We start from the raw sequence: 14682 nt of genomic DNA on the forward strand, positions 1-14682 counted from the left end.
AAGTCGCCCTTTCCCCTTATTTCCTTCCCTCCGTTCCGTGCTGCTCATAACATACGTCTTCACGCAAATTTTCAGTGGCATTTTTGAAAGAATTTTAAGGGCTTTTTGTAGGACTTTTTTAAATATTTAGGTTGTTTTGAAAGTCTTGTTGAAATGGGCTTTATCTACCCATCTTCTGCTATAAATGTACTTATACAGCGTTAAATTGATGTGATGTATTAGGGTATAGATTGATCTTCTAAGTTTTGTAGAGTGCATGAGTAACATTGTATAGGTGCAAGAATCACGGAACGCAGGAAAGGAAATAAGGGGAGTGGACGGACTTATAGTGTTAGCGATCTTCTAACACGTGGTTTAATAAAGAATGATTTTTGCTAAGCAAAATATCTCACCTCTTCCGCGCGGGAATCTACATCTCTTCCTAATCCATAGATTCCTGTGCGAGACGGGGAGTCCGTCCCCTTATTCCTTGCCGGAGTGGTTGATGCCCTACAACAACAGTTTGCTCAATCGCTCATTAATCACCCTTTAATCCCACTACTGCTAATCCCTTCAACGATATGCTTCTGGAACAGGAAGAATACAAGAATAACCGGTAGCAGACTTACCATGGACATGGCGAACATGCCGCCCCAGTTGGATGCGGATTCGCTGTCTAGGAACATTTTGAGGCCCATCGACACGGTGTATTTGTCCGGTGAATTAAGGTACAGTACTGGGCCGAGCAGGTCTTCCCATCTCCAGTAGAAGGAGAAGATCGCTGCGGTAGCAAGTGATGCTTTGATCAGTGGCATGATGATTTGTAGAAATAATCGGAACTTGCCACAGCCGTCGATGGTGGCGGCTTCGTCGAGTTCTTTTGGGATGGTGCGGATGAATTGTACCATCAGGAAAATGAAAAACGGTGCGCCGAAAAATTGCGGTACGACGATTGGCCAAATCGTATTGAGCCAGCCGAGCTTGGTAAAAATGATATATTGCGGCACCAGCACCACATCGTGTGGTAGCATCAGCGTAACCATCATCACGCCGAACCAGAAGGTGCGTCCGACGAATTGAAGGCGAGCGAAGCCAAAGGCGATCAATGCGGATGAAAGGACGACACCGAGCGTGGATAGCACGACGATGACGAGTGAGTTCCAGATATAATGTCCAAATGAATAGCCGCCAATGCCCTTCCAGCCTGTTACATAGTTCGTCCAGATCCATTCTGCCGGTAGCAATGTAGTCGCTGTTGTGAAGATGGTGCGGCTTTCCTTGAATGAACTAAAAAACATCCAGATGATCGGGTACAGCATCAACAGGGCGAGCGCGCCGACAAGGATGTGGTAGAGCGGCCATTTAACACGACGCCACAAGGTGCCGCGCTGCATGCCTGTACCTGCAATCGTGCTATATTGCTGTGCTTTTGGTCCATCCATCGCTTAACGGCCTCCTTCCGACTCGTAAAATACCCAGAGCTTTGAGGTTTTGAACAAAATGAAGGTGATCACACCGATGAAGATCAGCATAATCCATGCCATCGCAGACGCATAACCCATGTTGTTAAACATGAACGCCTGACGGAACAGATAGAGCGAGTACAGCATCGTGCCATCCAGTGGGCCACCCTCGCCTTTGGAAATAATATACGCAGGCACGAACGTCATAAATGCACTGATCGTCTGCATGATCAGATTGAACAAAATGATCGGGCTGAGCAGTGGCAGTGTGATGCTGAAAAATTTGCGAACTGGCTTTGCACCGTCCACACTTGCCGCCTCGTACATTTCCCCGGAAATATTTTTAAGACCTGCGAGGAAGATGAGCATGGACGAGCCGAACTGCCATACCGACAGCGTAATCAGCATACCGAGCGCTGCATTCGGATTGCCAAACCATTGCACAGGTGCAGCACCAAGCGCCATCAGCATGCCGTTCACGATCCCCTGCTCGCTGAAAATATTACGCCACATAATCGATACCGCGACGCTACCGCCGATGATCGATGGCAGGTAGTAGATCGTACGATAGGTACCGATCATGCGTGAGCCTGTATTCAAAATCATCGCGACAAACAGGGCAAAGGTCAGTCGCAGCGGCACGCCGATAAACACGTAATAGAGCGTGACCTTGACCGAATTCCAATACTTCGGATCATTCGTAAACATCTTCTCAAAGTTAGACAATCCGACCCAGCGTGGTGGGCTAAACAGGTTGTAGCTCGTAAAGGATAAATACAGCGATATGAACATCGGAATCAGCGTGAACGCCAGAAATCCGATAATGAACGGACTAATAAACGTATAGCCGGTCAGATTGGCTTTGAGCGAATGGTTTCGCATACGTCCATGCACCTCCCGTAATAGATAGCGTTGGTTTAAAATAACGCAGCCTGCTCCAACATCCGAGACTATGCGGCGGCTGGCATGAAAGGCTGCGTTGATGACGTGTTAAGATGGTTGTTGATACTTGTTGATACTTGTTGATGGTTGAACTGATCGGTTGGAGCAGACCCAACTTTGAGAAACACTAAGCGAACGGACTTGATGCAGTGACGCAAAATCACTTGTATCGCTCCCCGTGTTAGAGTATCCCTAATATTTGAAATCATCCTTTTCCGTTCGCTTTTTCCTTCGCCGGGTTCCTCTGCTCACGATAAGGCTTACCGATCAAACAGCCATCCTGCTCACAGTGATTATGGCTGGTTATTCGCTAGAATCGAGTTCGCATCTGCACGGAATTTGGCAGCAGCATCAGCGGCTGTCATTTGACCGAAATTGATTTGCTCCACATAGTCGGACAGGCTGGCGATTACCTCAGCAGAGCCGACTGGCGGTGGTGGACTCATTGGCGAAGCGATCGGCTCCATTTTGCTAACAAAATCGAATACCTGCTTCTCGGCATCGGTCAGCTCTGGCGTGATTGCTTCTTTGATCTTGGAAGAGATTGGTACACCGCGCTCGCCCTTGATCAGCTTGTTGGCTTCTTCGTTGTTAATCCAGAAGTCGATGAATTTGGCTGCTTCGTCCTTGGATTGTGAATTTTTCGAGATTGCCCAGTACATACTTGGCTGCATGTAAATGCCCTTTTCCATATCCGGTCCGAGCATTGGAGCCAGTGCCATCGGGCGATCTGATACCTTTTGCAGCGCGACAAACTGGTTCGACCACTGCCATGTACCAATCGCTGTCCCTTTGACCACCGCAGATTCCTCCAGAATGCCTTTGTTCTGGCTCAATGTTTCCTGCGAAGGGGTAGCGCCTTCCTTCATCAGCTTGGCTAGACGACCGAAGAAGTCAGCGAACAGTGCATCATCCTCATAGCCAAGCCCAGTGCCCTGCGCATTGTAGAGCGAGGCGCCTTTCGTTCTCAGGTAGTAGTTGAAAAATACATCCGCCGTCATCGACTCGTCAAAGTAGATGCCTTTATCCTTCGCTTGCAGAGCAAGCTTCTCATAATCATCCCATGTCCAATCGGCTGGCAGCTCGTTAATGCCCGCCTTTTTCAGCAGCTCTGGATTGTACTGGTAACCTAACACGTTCACACCTGCCGGAATCCCGTACTGTGTGCCGCCGATCATGCCTGTGCTAATGACGCTCTCGCTCACATCGTCCAGCTTGATGCCGTTACCAATGTATGGCTTCAGATCTTCAAGCTGACCATTTTTCGCATACTGGCTAATGTAGGAGATGTCCATCTGGATAATGTCGGGTAATTGATTCGCTGCGGCTTGCGGAGCAAGCTTTTTCCAGTAATCATCAAAGGAAGCATATTCGACATCAATGTTCACGCCCGGGTTCTGCTTTTTGTACAGATCGATAACCTGCTGCGTATAGCTATGACGCGTGTCCGAACCCCACCAGGCGATCCGAATCGTCTTGCCTCCCTGATCGCCACCGCTTGCGCCTGTACTGCTACCGGAATTACCACACGCTGTAATCATCAGCAAAATGGCTACCAGTACGGCGATCGCTGCTGTCTTTTTCATCTTCATGCTTGTTATCCCCTCTCGTTATGAACCGTCTGATCTAGCGATGAGTCTGACGCAGAAGTCGTTACTATGTGTTTTTGTTAACGCTTACATTATGATCGTGTTTTTATTTTCGCAGATGCGCAGGGTCAAATGAATACACAAATCCGAGGTTTTGGTGTAAAAAACAGAGGCTTGGGGTAGCAGAATATGTACGAGAAATCCCTTAAACCATAATAAATTGTACTTTACTCCCACCTAACTGTTCAGAAAAAAGCACATTTCAATCCTTCATCGTATGTTGACTTTTTCATAATGAGATTGTAATTTGATTCATGTAATTACAATAAAAGGAGGGATATCTGTTTTACTATGCCGTTTAGCTTCAGTAGCCCTTAGACAGCAAAAAAGCTCGAAACTACTCTATAACTACTTAACCTAACAGTTGATTAACAACATGATGGAGGTCAAAAAATGAAGCTTTTCAAACATTTATCTTCTCTTGCGATTGCAGCAACCCTTCTGCTCCCCATTTCCAATATTGCCAGTGCTTCTCGTGACTTTCCTGAGATTTATGTCAATCATGAGAAATTAGATATTTATGCTGCTGTTGCGACAATAGGTGTTACGTATGTCCCTTTTCGTCCGATCTTTGAAAAGCTACAGATGACTGTAAACTGGGACAATGCTAAAAAATCAGTGACTGCTACGAATGGAACGACAACGATTGTACTAACAAACAACTCTTACATAGCCTACGTAAACGATAAAGAAGTGCAATTGCTTAATCCGCCATCTTATAATCCTCAGGACGGCATCTTCTACGTCAATTTACGTTTTGTCGCTGAATCCACAGGGGCTACCGTCAACTGGTCCAAAGATGATCAAACAGACAGCGCCACGATCAATATTACCGACCCCAATCTGTCCAAGCTCCCATCCGATACGAGCAGCCAATAATCCATTGCAGCTACGTTCGATTTTGGTCTCTATCTGTTCATTTTCGAGTCACAGTGTATACTATAAGCGTATAACCATGAGATTGAACAATGGAGGCTACTACATGAAACTCAGTAAATCCATATATATTCTGGCAGTTCTAATACTGTGTATGCTCCTACGTGCCCCTCAGGCACACGCATCCCTGGAACAGCCAGAAGTGTATGTAAATAACGAAAACGTAGACATGCACGCCGTTGTCTCGGCAGCAGGCATCACCTACGTTCCCTTTCGTACCGTATTCGAAAAACTACATATGAACGTCGATTGGGACAACACCAAAAAATCCGTGACCGCCACCAATGACCATACCACCATCACACTAACCGCCTACTCCGACAAAGCCTATGTCAACGGACAAGAATTCGACCTGCTCGAACCCCCAATCTACAACCAGGACGACCAGCTCTTCTACGTCAACCTCCGCTTCGTAGCCGAAGCCTCCGGCGCCCAGGTCACCTGGATCACAAAAGACGATAACGCTCGCATCTATATTAAAATTCCAAATTAAGAACCATCAAACCAATACGATCGTTCCTCACAACAAACGCTTATCTCCAAATGAACTTGATTGGAGATAAGCGTTTTCTACTGCTTCCTCCTCACAGGAGTAAATGCCGACACCACTCCCAATGATCCAGTGATCGCATCAAGCCTATTTTGCTTGTTATAATTTGTGTTTTCAATGCTCTTAAAACTCATACCATTCTAAGTGCCTTTCTTGCTCCCAATGCCCAATGCTTTTACTGCTTTTACTGCTTTTACTGCTTTTACTGCTTTTACTGCTTTTAAAAATGATGCAGGCAGCACGGAACGCAGGCAAGGAAATAAGGGAAAAGGACTCCTTTGGAGGGGCGGGAATCTTCATTCTCACCCCATTCCAAAAGATTCCCGCGGCTCCACCCGAGTCCGTTCCCTTATTCCTTGCCGGAGTGCTTGATGCCCCATCCCAACAAACTCCCTAAACATTCCACGCAATTCAAAAATTTAGAGATTTAAAGATTTAGAGACTCAGAGATTTAAAAATTTAAGAGCTCAAACCACTTCACTCCCCCCAGGCATCTTACTCCCCACACCTACGATATTCCGTCGGCGTCATCCCCGTCACCTTCTTAAACACCTGACTAAAATACTGCGAATTCCCCCCAAACCCAAACAGCTCCGCCAGTTCAAACACCTTCACATCGCCACTGCGCCGAATATGCTCCATCGCCCGCTCGATCCGATACCGATTCACATAATGTGAAAAATTATCTCCAGTCACCTTTTTGAAAATTTTACCGAGATAGTCCGGGTTCATATACAGCATCTGATTGGCTACACCGTTCAGCGATAGCTCGGCATTCACATAATTCTCCTCGATAATCCGTAGCATTTTATTCACAACCGATGACTGGCGGTTCATATTACTGCGGTAGTATCCACCTGTCAGCTCCACAGCAGCCTGGCGGATAAAGTCATGTAGCCCGGTCAGTGTATCCAGTCGGGACAGCTCCGCCAGCCGTGCAGTTGGTGTGCTTCGTTCATCCTCCGGGTACAGACGCAGCATTACCGCATACAGCTGTAGCACATACGAGCGTGTCACCGCGATATCGTGACGTAGCTCCCCCAGTGTAGCAAATAGTCCAGCGATCTCTGCCTCCACCTCCTGCACCTGCCCTGACCGGATCATCATCGTGAATTGCTCTTCATCCAGCTCAAAGCCGCTATGCTCCCGTCCATCGCTTAGCGCCACATCCTGCCGTGTGATTAGACTGCCACCACCCACATAGAAGCGCTGGGTCATATACTGGCGCGCATTACGATACAGCCTCCGCAGCTCCTCCATTCGTCCAGCCTCGCTAACGGCTGCCGTGAGCTCTAATTTATAAAAGCCTGCGAATATATCCTTGACTTGATTTAGCCCCTCCATCAGCCCGGTCACCTCACCGGGATCATCCATAAGCAGCAATAGCTCATCGTGAAGCTGAATCGTCGTTCCCATGAGCACGCCCTCCAGCACATCCTCAGCGATATTTTTGAGGGCAAATAAGTGCTCGTATTCGTCCGAATTCTCCGCACGTAACAGCACCAGCCGCACGCTGCGATTACTGAGCTGCATATGGAATAAGCGCTCATAATAGGCAAGATCGCGACTACCGTACATTTTATTAGAGATAAATTCCTTCAAAAACTGTTCCTTTACCTGAGGTAGCATCCGGCTAAACTGCTCGCGCATCCGACTGACGAATAGCTCGCGCTCCTGCTCAGCCGCACGCTCCGACAGCAACTCCGCAATCGCCGCTTCGATCTGCTGCTCATTGCAAGGCTTGACCAGATAATGCTTTACGCCATATTGCATCGCTCGTCTGGCATAATCAAAGTCCTTATAGCCCGACAGCATAATAAAGCGTACATCTGGAAATTGCTCATACGTCTTCGCCACCAGCCCAATCCCATCCAGACCAGGCATGGAAATATCGCTAATGACGATGTCCGGCCGCTTCTCGGCAATCCGCTCATACGCTTCCAGCCCGTTACGTGCCGTACCGACCAGCTCTGTTCCACTCGCCTGCCAATCGACCACACTGGAGATACCCTCCAGAATCATGCGCTCATCATCCACCAACAGCACTTTGTACATCGTATAGCTCCCCTTTGTTATATGGAATACGAATATGGAACGCCGTGCACACATCAGGCTCACTCTGAATCTGTAGCCCATAGTCCGAGCCAAAGGTCAGGCGAATCCGCTCCATAATATTCGTTAGCCCGATGCCCTTCCCACGCGTCTGTATCTGCCCCTGATGCAGACGCTCCAGAAATTCTGCCGTCATACCTGGCCCATCATCCTCTACCACGATATGCACCTCATCCTGCTCCCTCCATGCCCTGATGCGAATATGGCATGCCTCGATCTTAGGCTCCAGCGCATAATGGATCGCATTCTCAACGAGCGGCTGTAGCGTCAGCTTAGGGATCAGCGTATCCCCCAGCTCCGGTGGCACCTCAATCGTAAAATTCAGCCGTTCCTCAAATCGCATCCGCTGAATCGTGACATAGCTGCGCACGATGTCCAGCTCATCCTCCAGCCGAATGACCTTGTCCGTCATATTGACCGAGCTACGTAGCAGAAAGCCCAGCGCCTCGACCATCCGCGAAATTTCCGGTTGCTTGTTCATTTTCGCCATCCAGTTAATCGACTCCAGCGTGTTATATAGAAAATGAGGATCGATCTGTGCTTGCAGTGCCTTCAGCTCGGTTTCACGGATAACGAGCTGCTTGGCATAATTTTCATCGATCAGCTCCCGAATACGGCGCAGCATTCGATTAAAGGTACGATGCAGCAGCCCTACTTCATTTTGCGCCCTTGTCGTCGCTGGATCAGCAGGTAGCTCGCCCAGCTGATCCAGATTGCCCGTTTCCACGGTACGCATCTTTTGCAGCAGTCGTTCCATCGGATGGGTGATGCTGCGAGATAGCTTCGTACCGAGCAGCAATGCCAGCAGGAAAATACCGATAAATACAAACGTCACTAATTGCTTGATCCAGATCACACGCTGAAACATCGAATCAAATGGCGTCATATGCAGATACGTCCAGCCTGTATATGGGGACTGAATGCGTGCGGAGAAGTAGCTTTCCGAGTTCCCTGCGATCACACCGTACGGCTTGCTGCCACCTAATCCCTCGTCGATTATCGTACGACCGAGCGGAAGCTGCTCAGGATAGAGAATTTTCCCACCATCCGAGATGATTAGCTGACTGCCTGAGCTACTTTCCACCTGCTCCTGTACGATGCGATCGATCCGTACTCGAATCATAATCGTGCCCAGATCATGCAGCGTGAAGGTCGAACCACTGAACTGCTTGAACTGGCGCACAGCGATCAGCTCGCCCTTATCTCCAGCATACCAGGCATTTGAGCCACTATGCTGCTGCGCTAGCCGAATCAGCTCAGGGCGCATGCCTGCTGGTACACCTTCTCGATTGCCAGCAAACATCAGCTCACCTTCACGATCCACTGCTAGCATCGAATATACGAACTTCTCCGAGCCAGCGAAGGCGACCAGTCGATTGGTGATCTTTTTGCGAATGACGTTCTTTTCGTAAATGGACGTCTCCTGCTGAAGCTGGAATAAATAACGCTGGAGCTGCTCATCGGTCACAACGCGAAAGGATAAGTTCTCCATATCCTTGAGCTGATTTTCGATCTCAAATGAAGACATATTGAGCAGCTCCGATGTTTTCTCGTACATCTGATTGTCGTATGTGTTATACACCATATTCAGTACAAGCAAATAGGAGGCAAAGCTGCCCAGCATGAGAGCCGAGATGAGCAGCAGCATCTGACGATGAATGCCCAGATTAATGTAAGCGCTTTTAAAACGAGCCAGCATATGATCGTCCCCCCTAACCGGATTGGGATTGGTGGTGTGTTCACCGGATTACGTGACTGTAGTGATTGGTACATTAGTGATTAGTATGTTAGTGACTGATATATTAGCGATTGGTACGTTAATGATCGATGCGTTTATGAATGCGACTTTCCTGATGACGTATCTATATAACCCTGATGGAGCTGTAATCACAACATATTGCGATGGTGCGGAGAAGGATGAGAGGCATGAATGGATTGTAATTTAATGTATATTATAGCGAGGATTATTGAAAAATACAGCGATTTTAATGGAAAAGGCTGTTGCTCTGTAGCGAAGAAAGCGTGTATCGCAATGCCAAACAGCCGAAATACAGAGCGAACTCTACTGCATCTCGGCTATTTGAATGAGGCACCCATTTATCCATTTTAATTCAGTGATGAAAGCATTAACGAATGTGCAATATAAGCGGTGATAGTACTCCTACTATTGCTCATATTACAGCTCGCACACTGCTATCAGCTCGCTACATTCGCTCCATCTCCACTGATCGAATACACTGACTTACTATGCTTACTATTACTGGCGCAAGATTGCTATTACTGACGTACAAATACCGCTTTCCAGCGCTTCACATATTGCACATCATAACCAAGACCGTCTGCGAGTACAGCCAGCGGCACATAGGTTTTGCCTTTTTGGACAAAGGCAGGGGCATCGGTCGGAACATTTTGTCCATTTACCCGAATCGCGTTACCGTTAAGTGGAATGATGACCTTGCTGCTTCCCGTTACCGTCGCTTGCTTCGTCTGCTCCGACCATGCGACACGCGCGCCCAGTGCAGTAGTTACATCGCGCAAAGCCACATAGGTACGACCGTTACGCACAAGCGGTGGTGTAGAGCTATTCAGTAGTCGTCCATTCGTATACACGATGGTGCGATCGGTCGCATTAACCGAGGTAGGGGGCGTACGGTAGCCATTTTCACCCCAGATTGCACGGCTAAAAGCAACTGCAATCGACTGGTAGCCGCTCGCATTCGGATGAATATCGCCCTCGGCAATATGTGTCATGCTCAGCTCGTTACCTTTGAATGCTTCTGCGATATGGGCTACACGTACATCCTTCCCCTGTGCCTTATAGCTGGATGCCGTCTGACTGACAATCTCACTGAATTGAGCAGCCAGAGCATTCAGATTGCTATACACGCCTGCACCGGATACGGCAGGTACAGGTTGATACTGGTCAGCGATCACAATCGTTGCCGATGGATTCAGCGCGATCAACTGATCAACGATCGCCTTGAGGTTCGTTTCGTAGCCGCTAATAACTGGCTCCAGATTCAGACCGGACAGATCCTGTGGCAATGCGGTCAGTGAGCCAAGTGCATTGAGAAAATCATTACCACCGATCGTAATCGTGATCAGGTTGGCGCTGCGAATCTGCTTCGCTACACTCGCACCATCGAGCGTACGAGCAGCACCCGGCAGACTGCTCTGAATATCGCTGGTACTGACCTTCTTACCTGCGGTGATTGCGTTCAGATAGTTATGCAGGCCACTGCTCGTCAAGCCGAGAATTCCTTCATTATCGACTGTCGCTCGCCCGCGGAATAGCTCCTGCTCCTTCAAACGAACGGTAAAGCCATCATAGCTGGACGCCTTGCGATCTGGCTCGTAGCCTACAGTCAGCGAATCGCCTAAGAAGACGATATTAGGATATGCTTGATTGCCACCTTTAGCGATGGTAGAGCTTGGTATAGACGAAGTGCTGGCAGCAGTGACCGTTGCTGCTCCGTTTATAGCATCTGCTCCATGTGCGATGGAGATTGGAAGGGCGCTACTGCCCACCAGCAATGCAGTCACAGCACCGGAAAGGAGCATGTGACGCCACATCTTTCTTTTATTCTTCATTACTGTTACAGGTGAGATGTGATCGTTTGCGGTTCGTTGCTGACGTGATATTGGCGGTGACTGGATAGCATCGTGACGGTGGGGCTCAAGCTTGATTTTATTCATAAGTCGCTCCTTTTTCGCTGTTCGTCTAGTCTATTGATACGGGTCAACATCTATACAAAAAACTAAAAAAACGGCTGCGGTAGCCAGATTGCGGACTACGGCAGCCGTATGGCTTTGATGTGGATATTACTCGGAATTCAGGATAGACAAACAGATTCAATTTCGCTTCAATTATCCTTCATTTGCTCCTGATCCTTTGGCGTCTTCGTGATTCGTCTGCTCCGGGTGCTGCGCTCGCTTCAAATAATCATCATAACGATCATCCAGCTCACGAGCGATTTTGCGGTATTGCAGCGTCTCTTCGACGATCGGGTCATGCTCCATCTGGATGCGCACCTCATACTTCGGTGGAATCATTCGACGCTCACGACGATCGCGTTCCTCCTCCACCATCTCCCCGTCGGTCAGACGCTCACTCAGTTCACGTTCTAGTTCGTCGGATGATGACATATACGCTCACTCCCCTGCATCGTAAGGTTTGGTAGTCTTTGCTATTAGCGTTCACATGTGTAAACGCCATCTCAGTTATGCCAGCACTGCGTATGATGCTACACCTTCGCATAACGATGTCACGCATGGAGCTGTATCATCGTACGACCATGCAGTGTATCGCCTGCTACTGAATCTTAGATGACTGTTAGATGACTGGCTGACTACTGTTTATTTACCCGTTTGCCCCTGTATAAAATCAGTTCTTACTTCGGCAATGCCGTCAATCCAGACGCGTGCAGCTCTTGCAGCAGCTCTTCATGGATATGTCCATTCGTTGCCGCGATATTGCGTACAGTAATGTCATAATCGGAACCGGAGATATCACCGATACGACCACCGGATTCGGTAACGAGCAATGCACCTGCTGCCAGATCCCATGCGTTCAAGCCCACTTCCCAGTACGCATCAAGGCGACCTGCTGCCACATAAGCAAGATGCAGTGCTGCTGAGCCGCCGTTACGAATACTGCGTACCTTGGGCAGCAGATCGACCAGCGACTTGGTATTGCGCTCTACGCTGTTGTTGGCAGGGAAACCTGTTGCTACCAGGCATTCGGATAGCTTCATATGATCTGCAACCTTCATCAGATTACCGTGTACATAGGCACCTTTACCCTTTTCTGCTACGAATAGCTCATCATGGGTTGGATCGTAAACGACACCGACGATGACCTCACCCTTGTGAGCAACCGCAATCGAGACACAGTAAAATGGGAATCCATGCACAAAGTTCGTCGTCCCATCAATCGGGTCTACAATCCATACATATTCCTCATCCTTCACCGCTTCGACTGCACGAATCGAGGCTTCTGCACCGACACCAGCGCTTTCTTCACCAAGAAAGGCATCGCCCGGGCAATACGTCTGCACCAGCTTGCGAATCATCTGCTCTGCGCCTTTATCCACCTCAGTTACGAGATCCTGTGAAGAGGTCTTCGTATCGAGCTGACGATAGCTGCCTAGCTTACTCTTGATCCATTCGCCTGTTTTGGATGCTGCATTAATCGCTACAGCGACACGACTTTTACTGCTGACAACATAGGGCTGCTTTTGGTTATCTTCCATGTTCAATCCCCCTGGGTATATTAGACCGACAGCTTCTGCTGCGATCTGGTTTTCAAGCTTGCATATGAATACTCATTAAGTATGGACACAGACCGCTGAGCGTATCCATTTGGAACGACTCGCCTTGCCTGCATCAGTTTAGACATATCGTCTGTCTTTAAGGTAACACTTCAATACTGGCTTTGTCGATGATGCGTACCCCATCCCCTTCAAGGGCGCGCAAATCGTTCATTAATTGCAGCAATGCCAGATCCTTATGCTTCGCCTCCAGCATCACATCGAGATGACTGGACGTGCGGGCTGCCTGACGTAAAAAGTCGAGTAACGGCCCAGCCTCCACCCCATCTGCATGACTGCGGCGATCGGTCGCGCTGCGCGGGCTAGACGCATGAATCTTCGGTCGCAAATGACTGCCCTCCGGTACGTCTGTACGCGCCAGCGGTGATTCCCACGTACGCGCAATATCCGGCCAGTACAGCGATGCTAGCTCACCCTCGCAGTTCACCATATGATGGTGAATATCGAGCACCATCGGCAGTCCGGCACGCTGGGCAATATCCAGCGTCTCCGGTGTCGTAAACGTCTTGTCGTCATTTTCAAGCGTAATACGGCAGCGGATATCATCATCCAGTGTGGCAAATTGCTCTACAAATCGATCACCTGAGGTTGGTTTATCGCCATAGGCACCGCCGACATGGATGTTATTTTTCGATCTCGCGTCCAGGCCCATCGCATCCAGCATACGTACATGATGACGTAGATCGCGTACAGCGGCTTCCAGCACCTCAGGCTTGGGCGTGTTAATCACGGTAAAATGATCCGGGTGAAAGGATACCCGCAGATTGTGCTTGCGTACATATTCGCCGATCTCGGCAAACTCCGGTTGCAGCACAGCTACCGGGTCCCAGTCCTGTAGCTCAGCATGGGTAGCCAGCGGAATGAGCTTGGAGCTCATGCGGTACATATGGATATCCTCTGCCACATTATGCTTGAGCACGCGCAGTGTTGTTTGCAAATTAGCGCGCCCGATCGCTTCCAGTCTACGCAGCGCAGCATCCCGATCAGGCAACTTGCGAAAATTGGTCATCGTCATCGTCTTAGAGGGAGAAGCATCCTTGAGCTGTAATGAGATGGCGACGTAACCAAAGCGGACGATCATACGTCCAGCTGCTCCTGCTCACCAAAAAACATTTCGTGTGCCAGCTCGGTTTGCACGCGTGATTCCTCCGGTGTTAGCTTACGAATCAGCTCCATCTCAACTTCGGTCACCTCTTGACCTTGAAAGTTGATCTCAGCGATGCAGCCAGTGATTTTTACGATGGCGATGGCTGTATTTTCTGGAGTGTAGGCGATGACCTTTTGTCCGGTGGGAAATACGCGGAAGCCTTGTTTGACCATTTTGCCTTTGCCATATTCGAGCATGTCCAGTAGCTCTTGCTCGCTTTTGAATTTGCAGACGGAATTGAATTCAGTTTGAAAGCCCATATTGTTGCCTCCTTGATATGTGATTAGAGTGGCATCGTGTTCGTTATTGTGCGTGAGTTGTCTTATTAAACCATAAACCGTTTGGTGGGTGGGTATAACAGGTGGGCTGGTTGGTTTTACTGGTTTGTAGGGTGAGATGATGGGTTGTGGTTGATATGGAGCGTTGTTGAACAGGGAACATTGCGCGTTGTTGAGTAGGGACTACTGCGCATTGTTGAGCAAAGACCACTGCGGGAAGGAATAAGGGGACGGGCTCAGTGGAGCCGCGGGAATCTACGGATTAGGAAGGAATGTAGATTCCCGCCCCTCCAAAA

Annotated in this window: 12 protein-coding genes; 2 read left to right on the top strand and 10 right to left on the bottom strand. The window is 48.8% G+C overall.

Going from position 1 to position 14682, the window contains the following annotated elements:
- Nucleotides 1-521: 521 nt before the first annotated feature.
- The 3 genes from IEX62_RS11525 to IEX62_RS11535 all read right to left on the bottom strand — a co-directional run bounded on the left by IEX62_RS11525 (nt 522) and on the right by IEX62_RS11535 (nt 3976).
- On the bottom strand, nt 522-1373 hold the full coding sequence (locus IEX62_RS11525) for a carbohydrate ABC transporter permease (RefSeq protein ID WP_188776050.1): 852 nt from the start codon (nt 1371-1373) through the stop codon (nt 522-524).
- 51 nt (nt 1374-1424) lie between these two features.
- Entirely contained in the window at nt 1425-2324 is a 900-nt protein-coding gene (locus IEX62_RS11530) for a carbohydrate ABC transporter permease (RefSeq protein ID WP_188775685.1), read from the bottom strand.
- Nucleotides 2325-2677: 353 nt separating this feature from the next.
- Nucleotides 2678-3976 carry an ABC transporter substrate-binding protein gene (locus IEX62_RS11535; protein WP_373289123.1) on the bottom strand — a complete coding sequence of 433 codons (1299 nt, stop codon included), beginning with the start codon at nt 3974-3976 and terminating at the stop codon, nt 2678-2680.
- Between the two features lie 450 nt (nt 3977-4426).
- Between IEX62_RS11535 and IEX62_RS11540 the strand changes: the two genes are divergently transcribed.
- Both IEX62_RS11540 and IEX62_RS11545 read left to right on the top strand, forming a co-directional pair.
- Nucleotides 4427-4912: a copper amine oxidase N-terminal domain-containing protein gene (locus tag IEX62_RS11540; protein ID WP_188775686.1), complete on the top strand. Its 486-nt coding sequence runs from the start codon at nt 4427-4429 to the stop codon at nt 4910-4912.
- A gap of 103 nt (nt 4913-5015) precedes the next feature.
- Entirely contained in the window at nt 5016-5462 is a 447-nt protein-coding gene (locus tag IEX62_RS11545; protein WP_188775687.1) for a copper amine oxidase N-terminal domain-containing protein, read from the top strand.
- A 552-nt stretch (nt 5463-6014) separates the two neighbouring features.
- Here the strand turns inward: IEX62_RS11545 and IEX62_RS11550 are convergent.
- The 7 genes from IEX62_RS11550 to IEX62_RS11580 all read right to left on the bottom strand — a co-directional run bounded on the left by IEX62_RS11550 (nt 6015) and on the right by IEX62_RS11580 (nt 14368).
- On the bottom strand, nt 6015-7574 hold the full coding sequence (locus IEX62_RS11550; RefSeq protein WP_188775688.1) for a response regulator transcription factor: 1560 nt from the start codon (nt 7572-7574) through the stop codon (nt 6015-6017).
- Nucleotides 7549-9330: a cache domain-containing sensor histidine kinase gene (locus IEX62_RS11555; RefSeq protein ID WP_188775689.1), complete on the bottom strand. Its 1782-nt coding sequence runs from the start codon at nt 9328-9330 to the stop codon at nt 7549-7551. The genes IEX62_RS11550 and IEX62_RS11555 overlap by 26 nt, the downstream gene beginning before the upstream one ends.
- A 578-nt stretch (nt 9331-9908) precedes the next feature.
- Entirely contained in the window at nt 9909-11327 is a 1419-nt protein-coding gene (locus IEX62_RS11560; protein ID WP_188775690.1) for an SGNH/GDSL hydrolase family protein, read from the bottom strand.
- Between the two features lie 171 nt (nt 11328-11498).
- Nucleotides 11499-11777: a hypothetical protein gene (locus IEX62_RS11565; protein ID WP_188775691.1), complete on the bottom strand. Its 279-nt coding sequence runs from the start codon at nt 11775-11777 to the stop codon at nt 11499-11501.
- Between the two features lie 245 nt (nt 11778-12022).
- Nucleotides 12023-12883: an inositol monophosphatase family protein gene (locus IEX62_RS11570; RefSeq protein WP_188775692.1), complete on the bottom strand. Its 861-nt coding sequence runs from the start codon at nt 12881-12883 to the stop codon at nt 12023-12025.
- A 157-nt stretch (nt 12884-13040) separates the two neighbouring features.
- Nucleotides 13041-14042, bottom strand: a complete 1002-nt coding sequence (uvsE, locus tag IEX62_RS11575; protein ID WP_188775693.1) for a UV DNA damage repair endonuclease UvsE — start codon at nt 14040-14042, stop codon at nt 13041-13043.
- The gene (locus tag IEX62_RS11580) at nt 14039-14368 is read right to left on the bottom strand and encodes a hypothetical protein (RefSeq protein ID WP_188775694.1); all 330 of its coding nucleotides are present in this window, start codon (nt 14366-14368) and stop codon (nt 14039-14041) included. Before IEX62_RS11580 ends, uvsE begins: the two co-directional genes overlap by 4 nt.
- Between the last annotated feature and the right edge of the window lie 314 nt (nt 14369-14682).

The sequence above is a fragment of the Paenibacillus hunanensis genome (assembly GCF_014645615.1).
Classification (GTDB): Bacteria; Bacillota; Bacilli; order Paenibacillales; family Paenibacillaceae; genus Saccharibacillus; species Saccharibacillus hunanensis.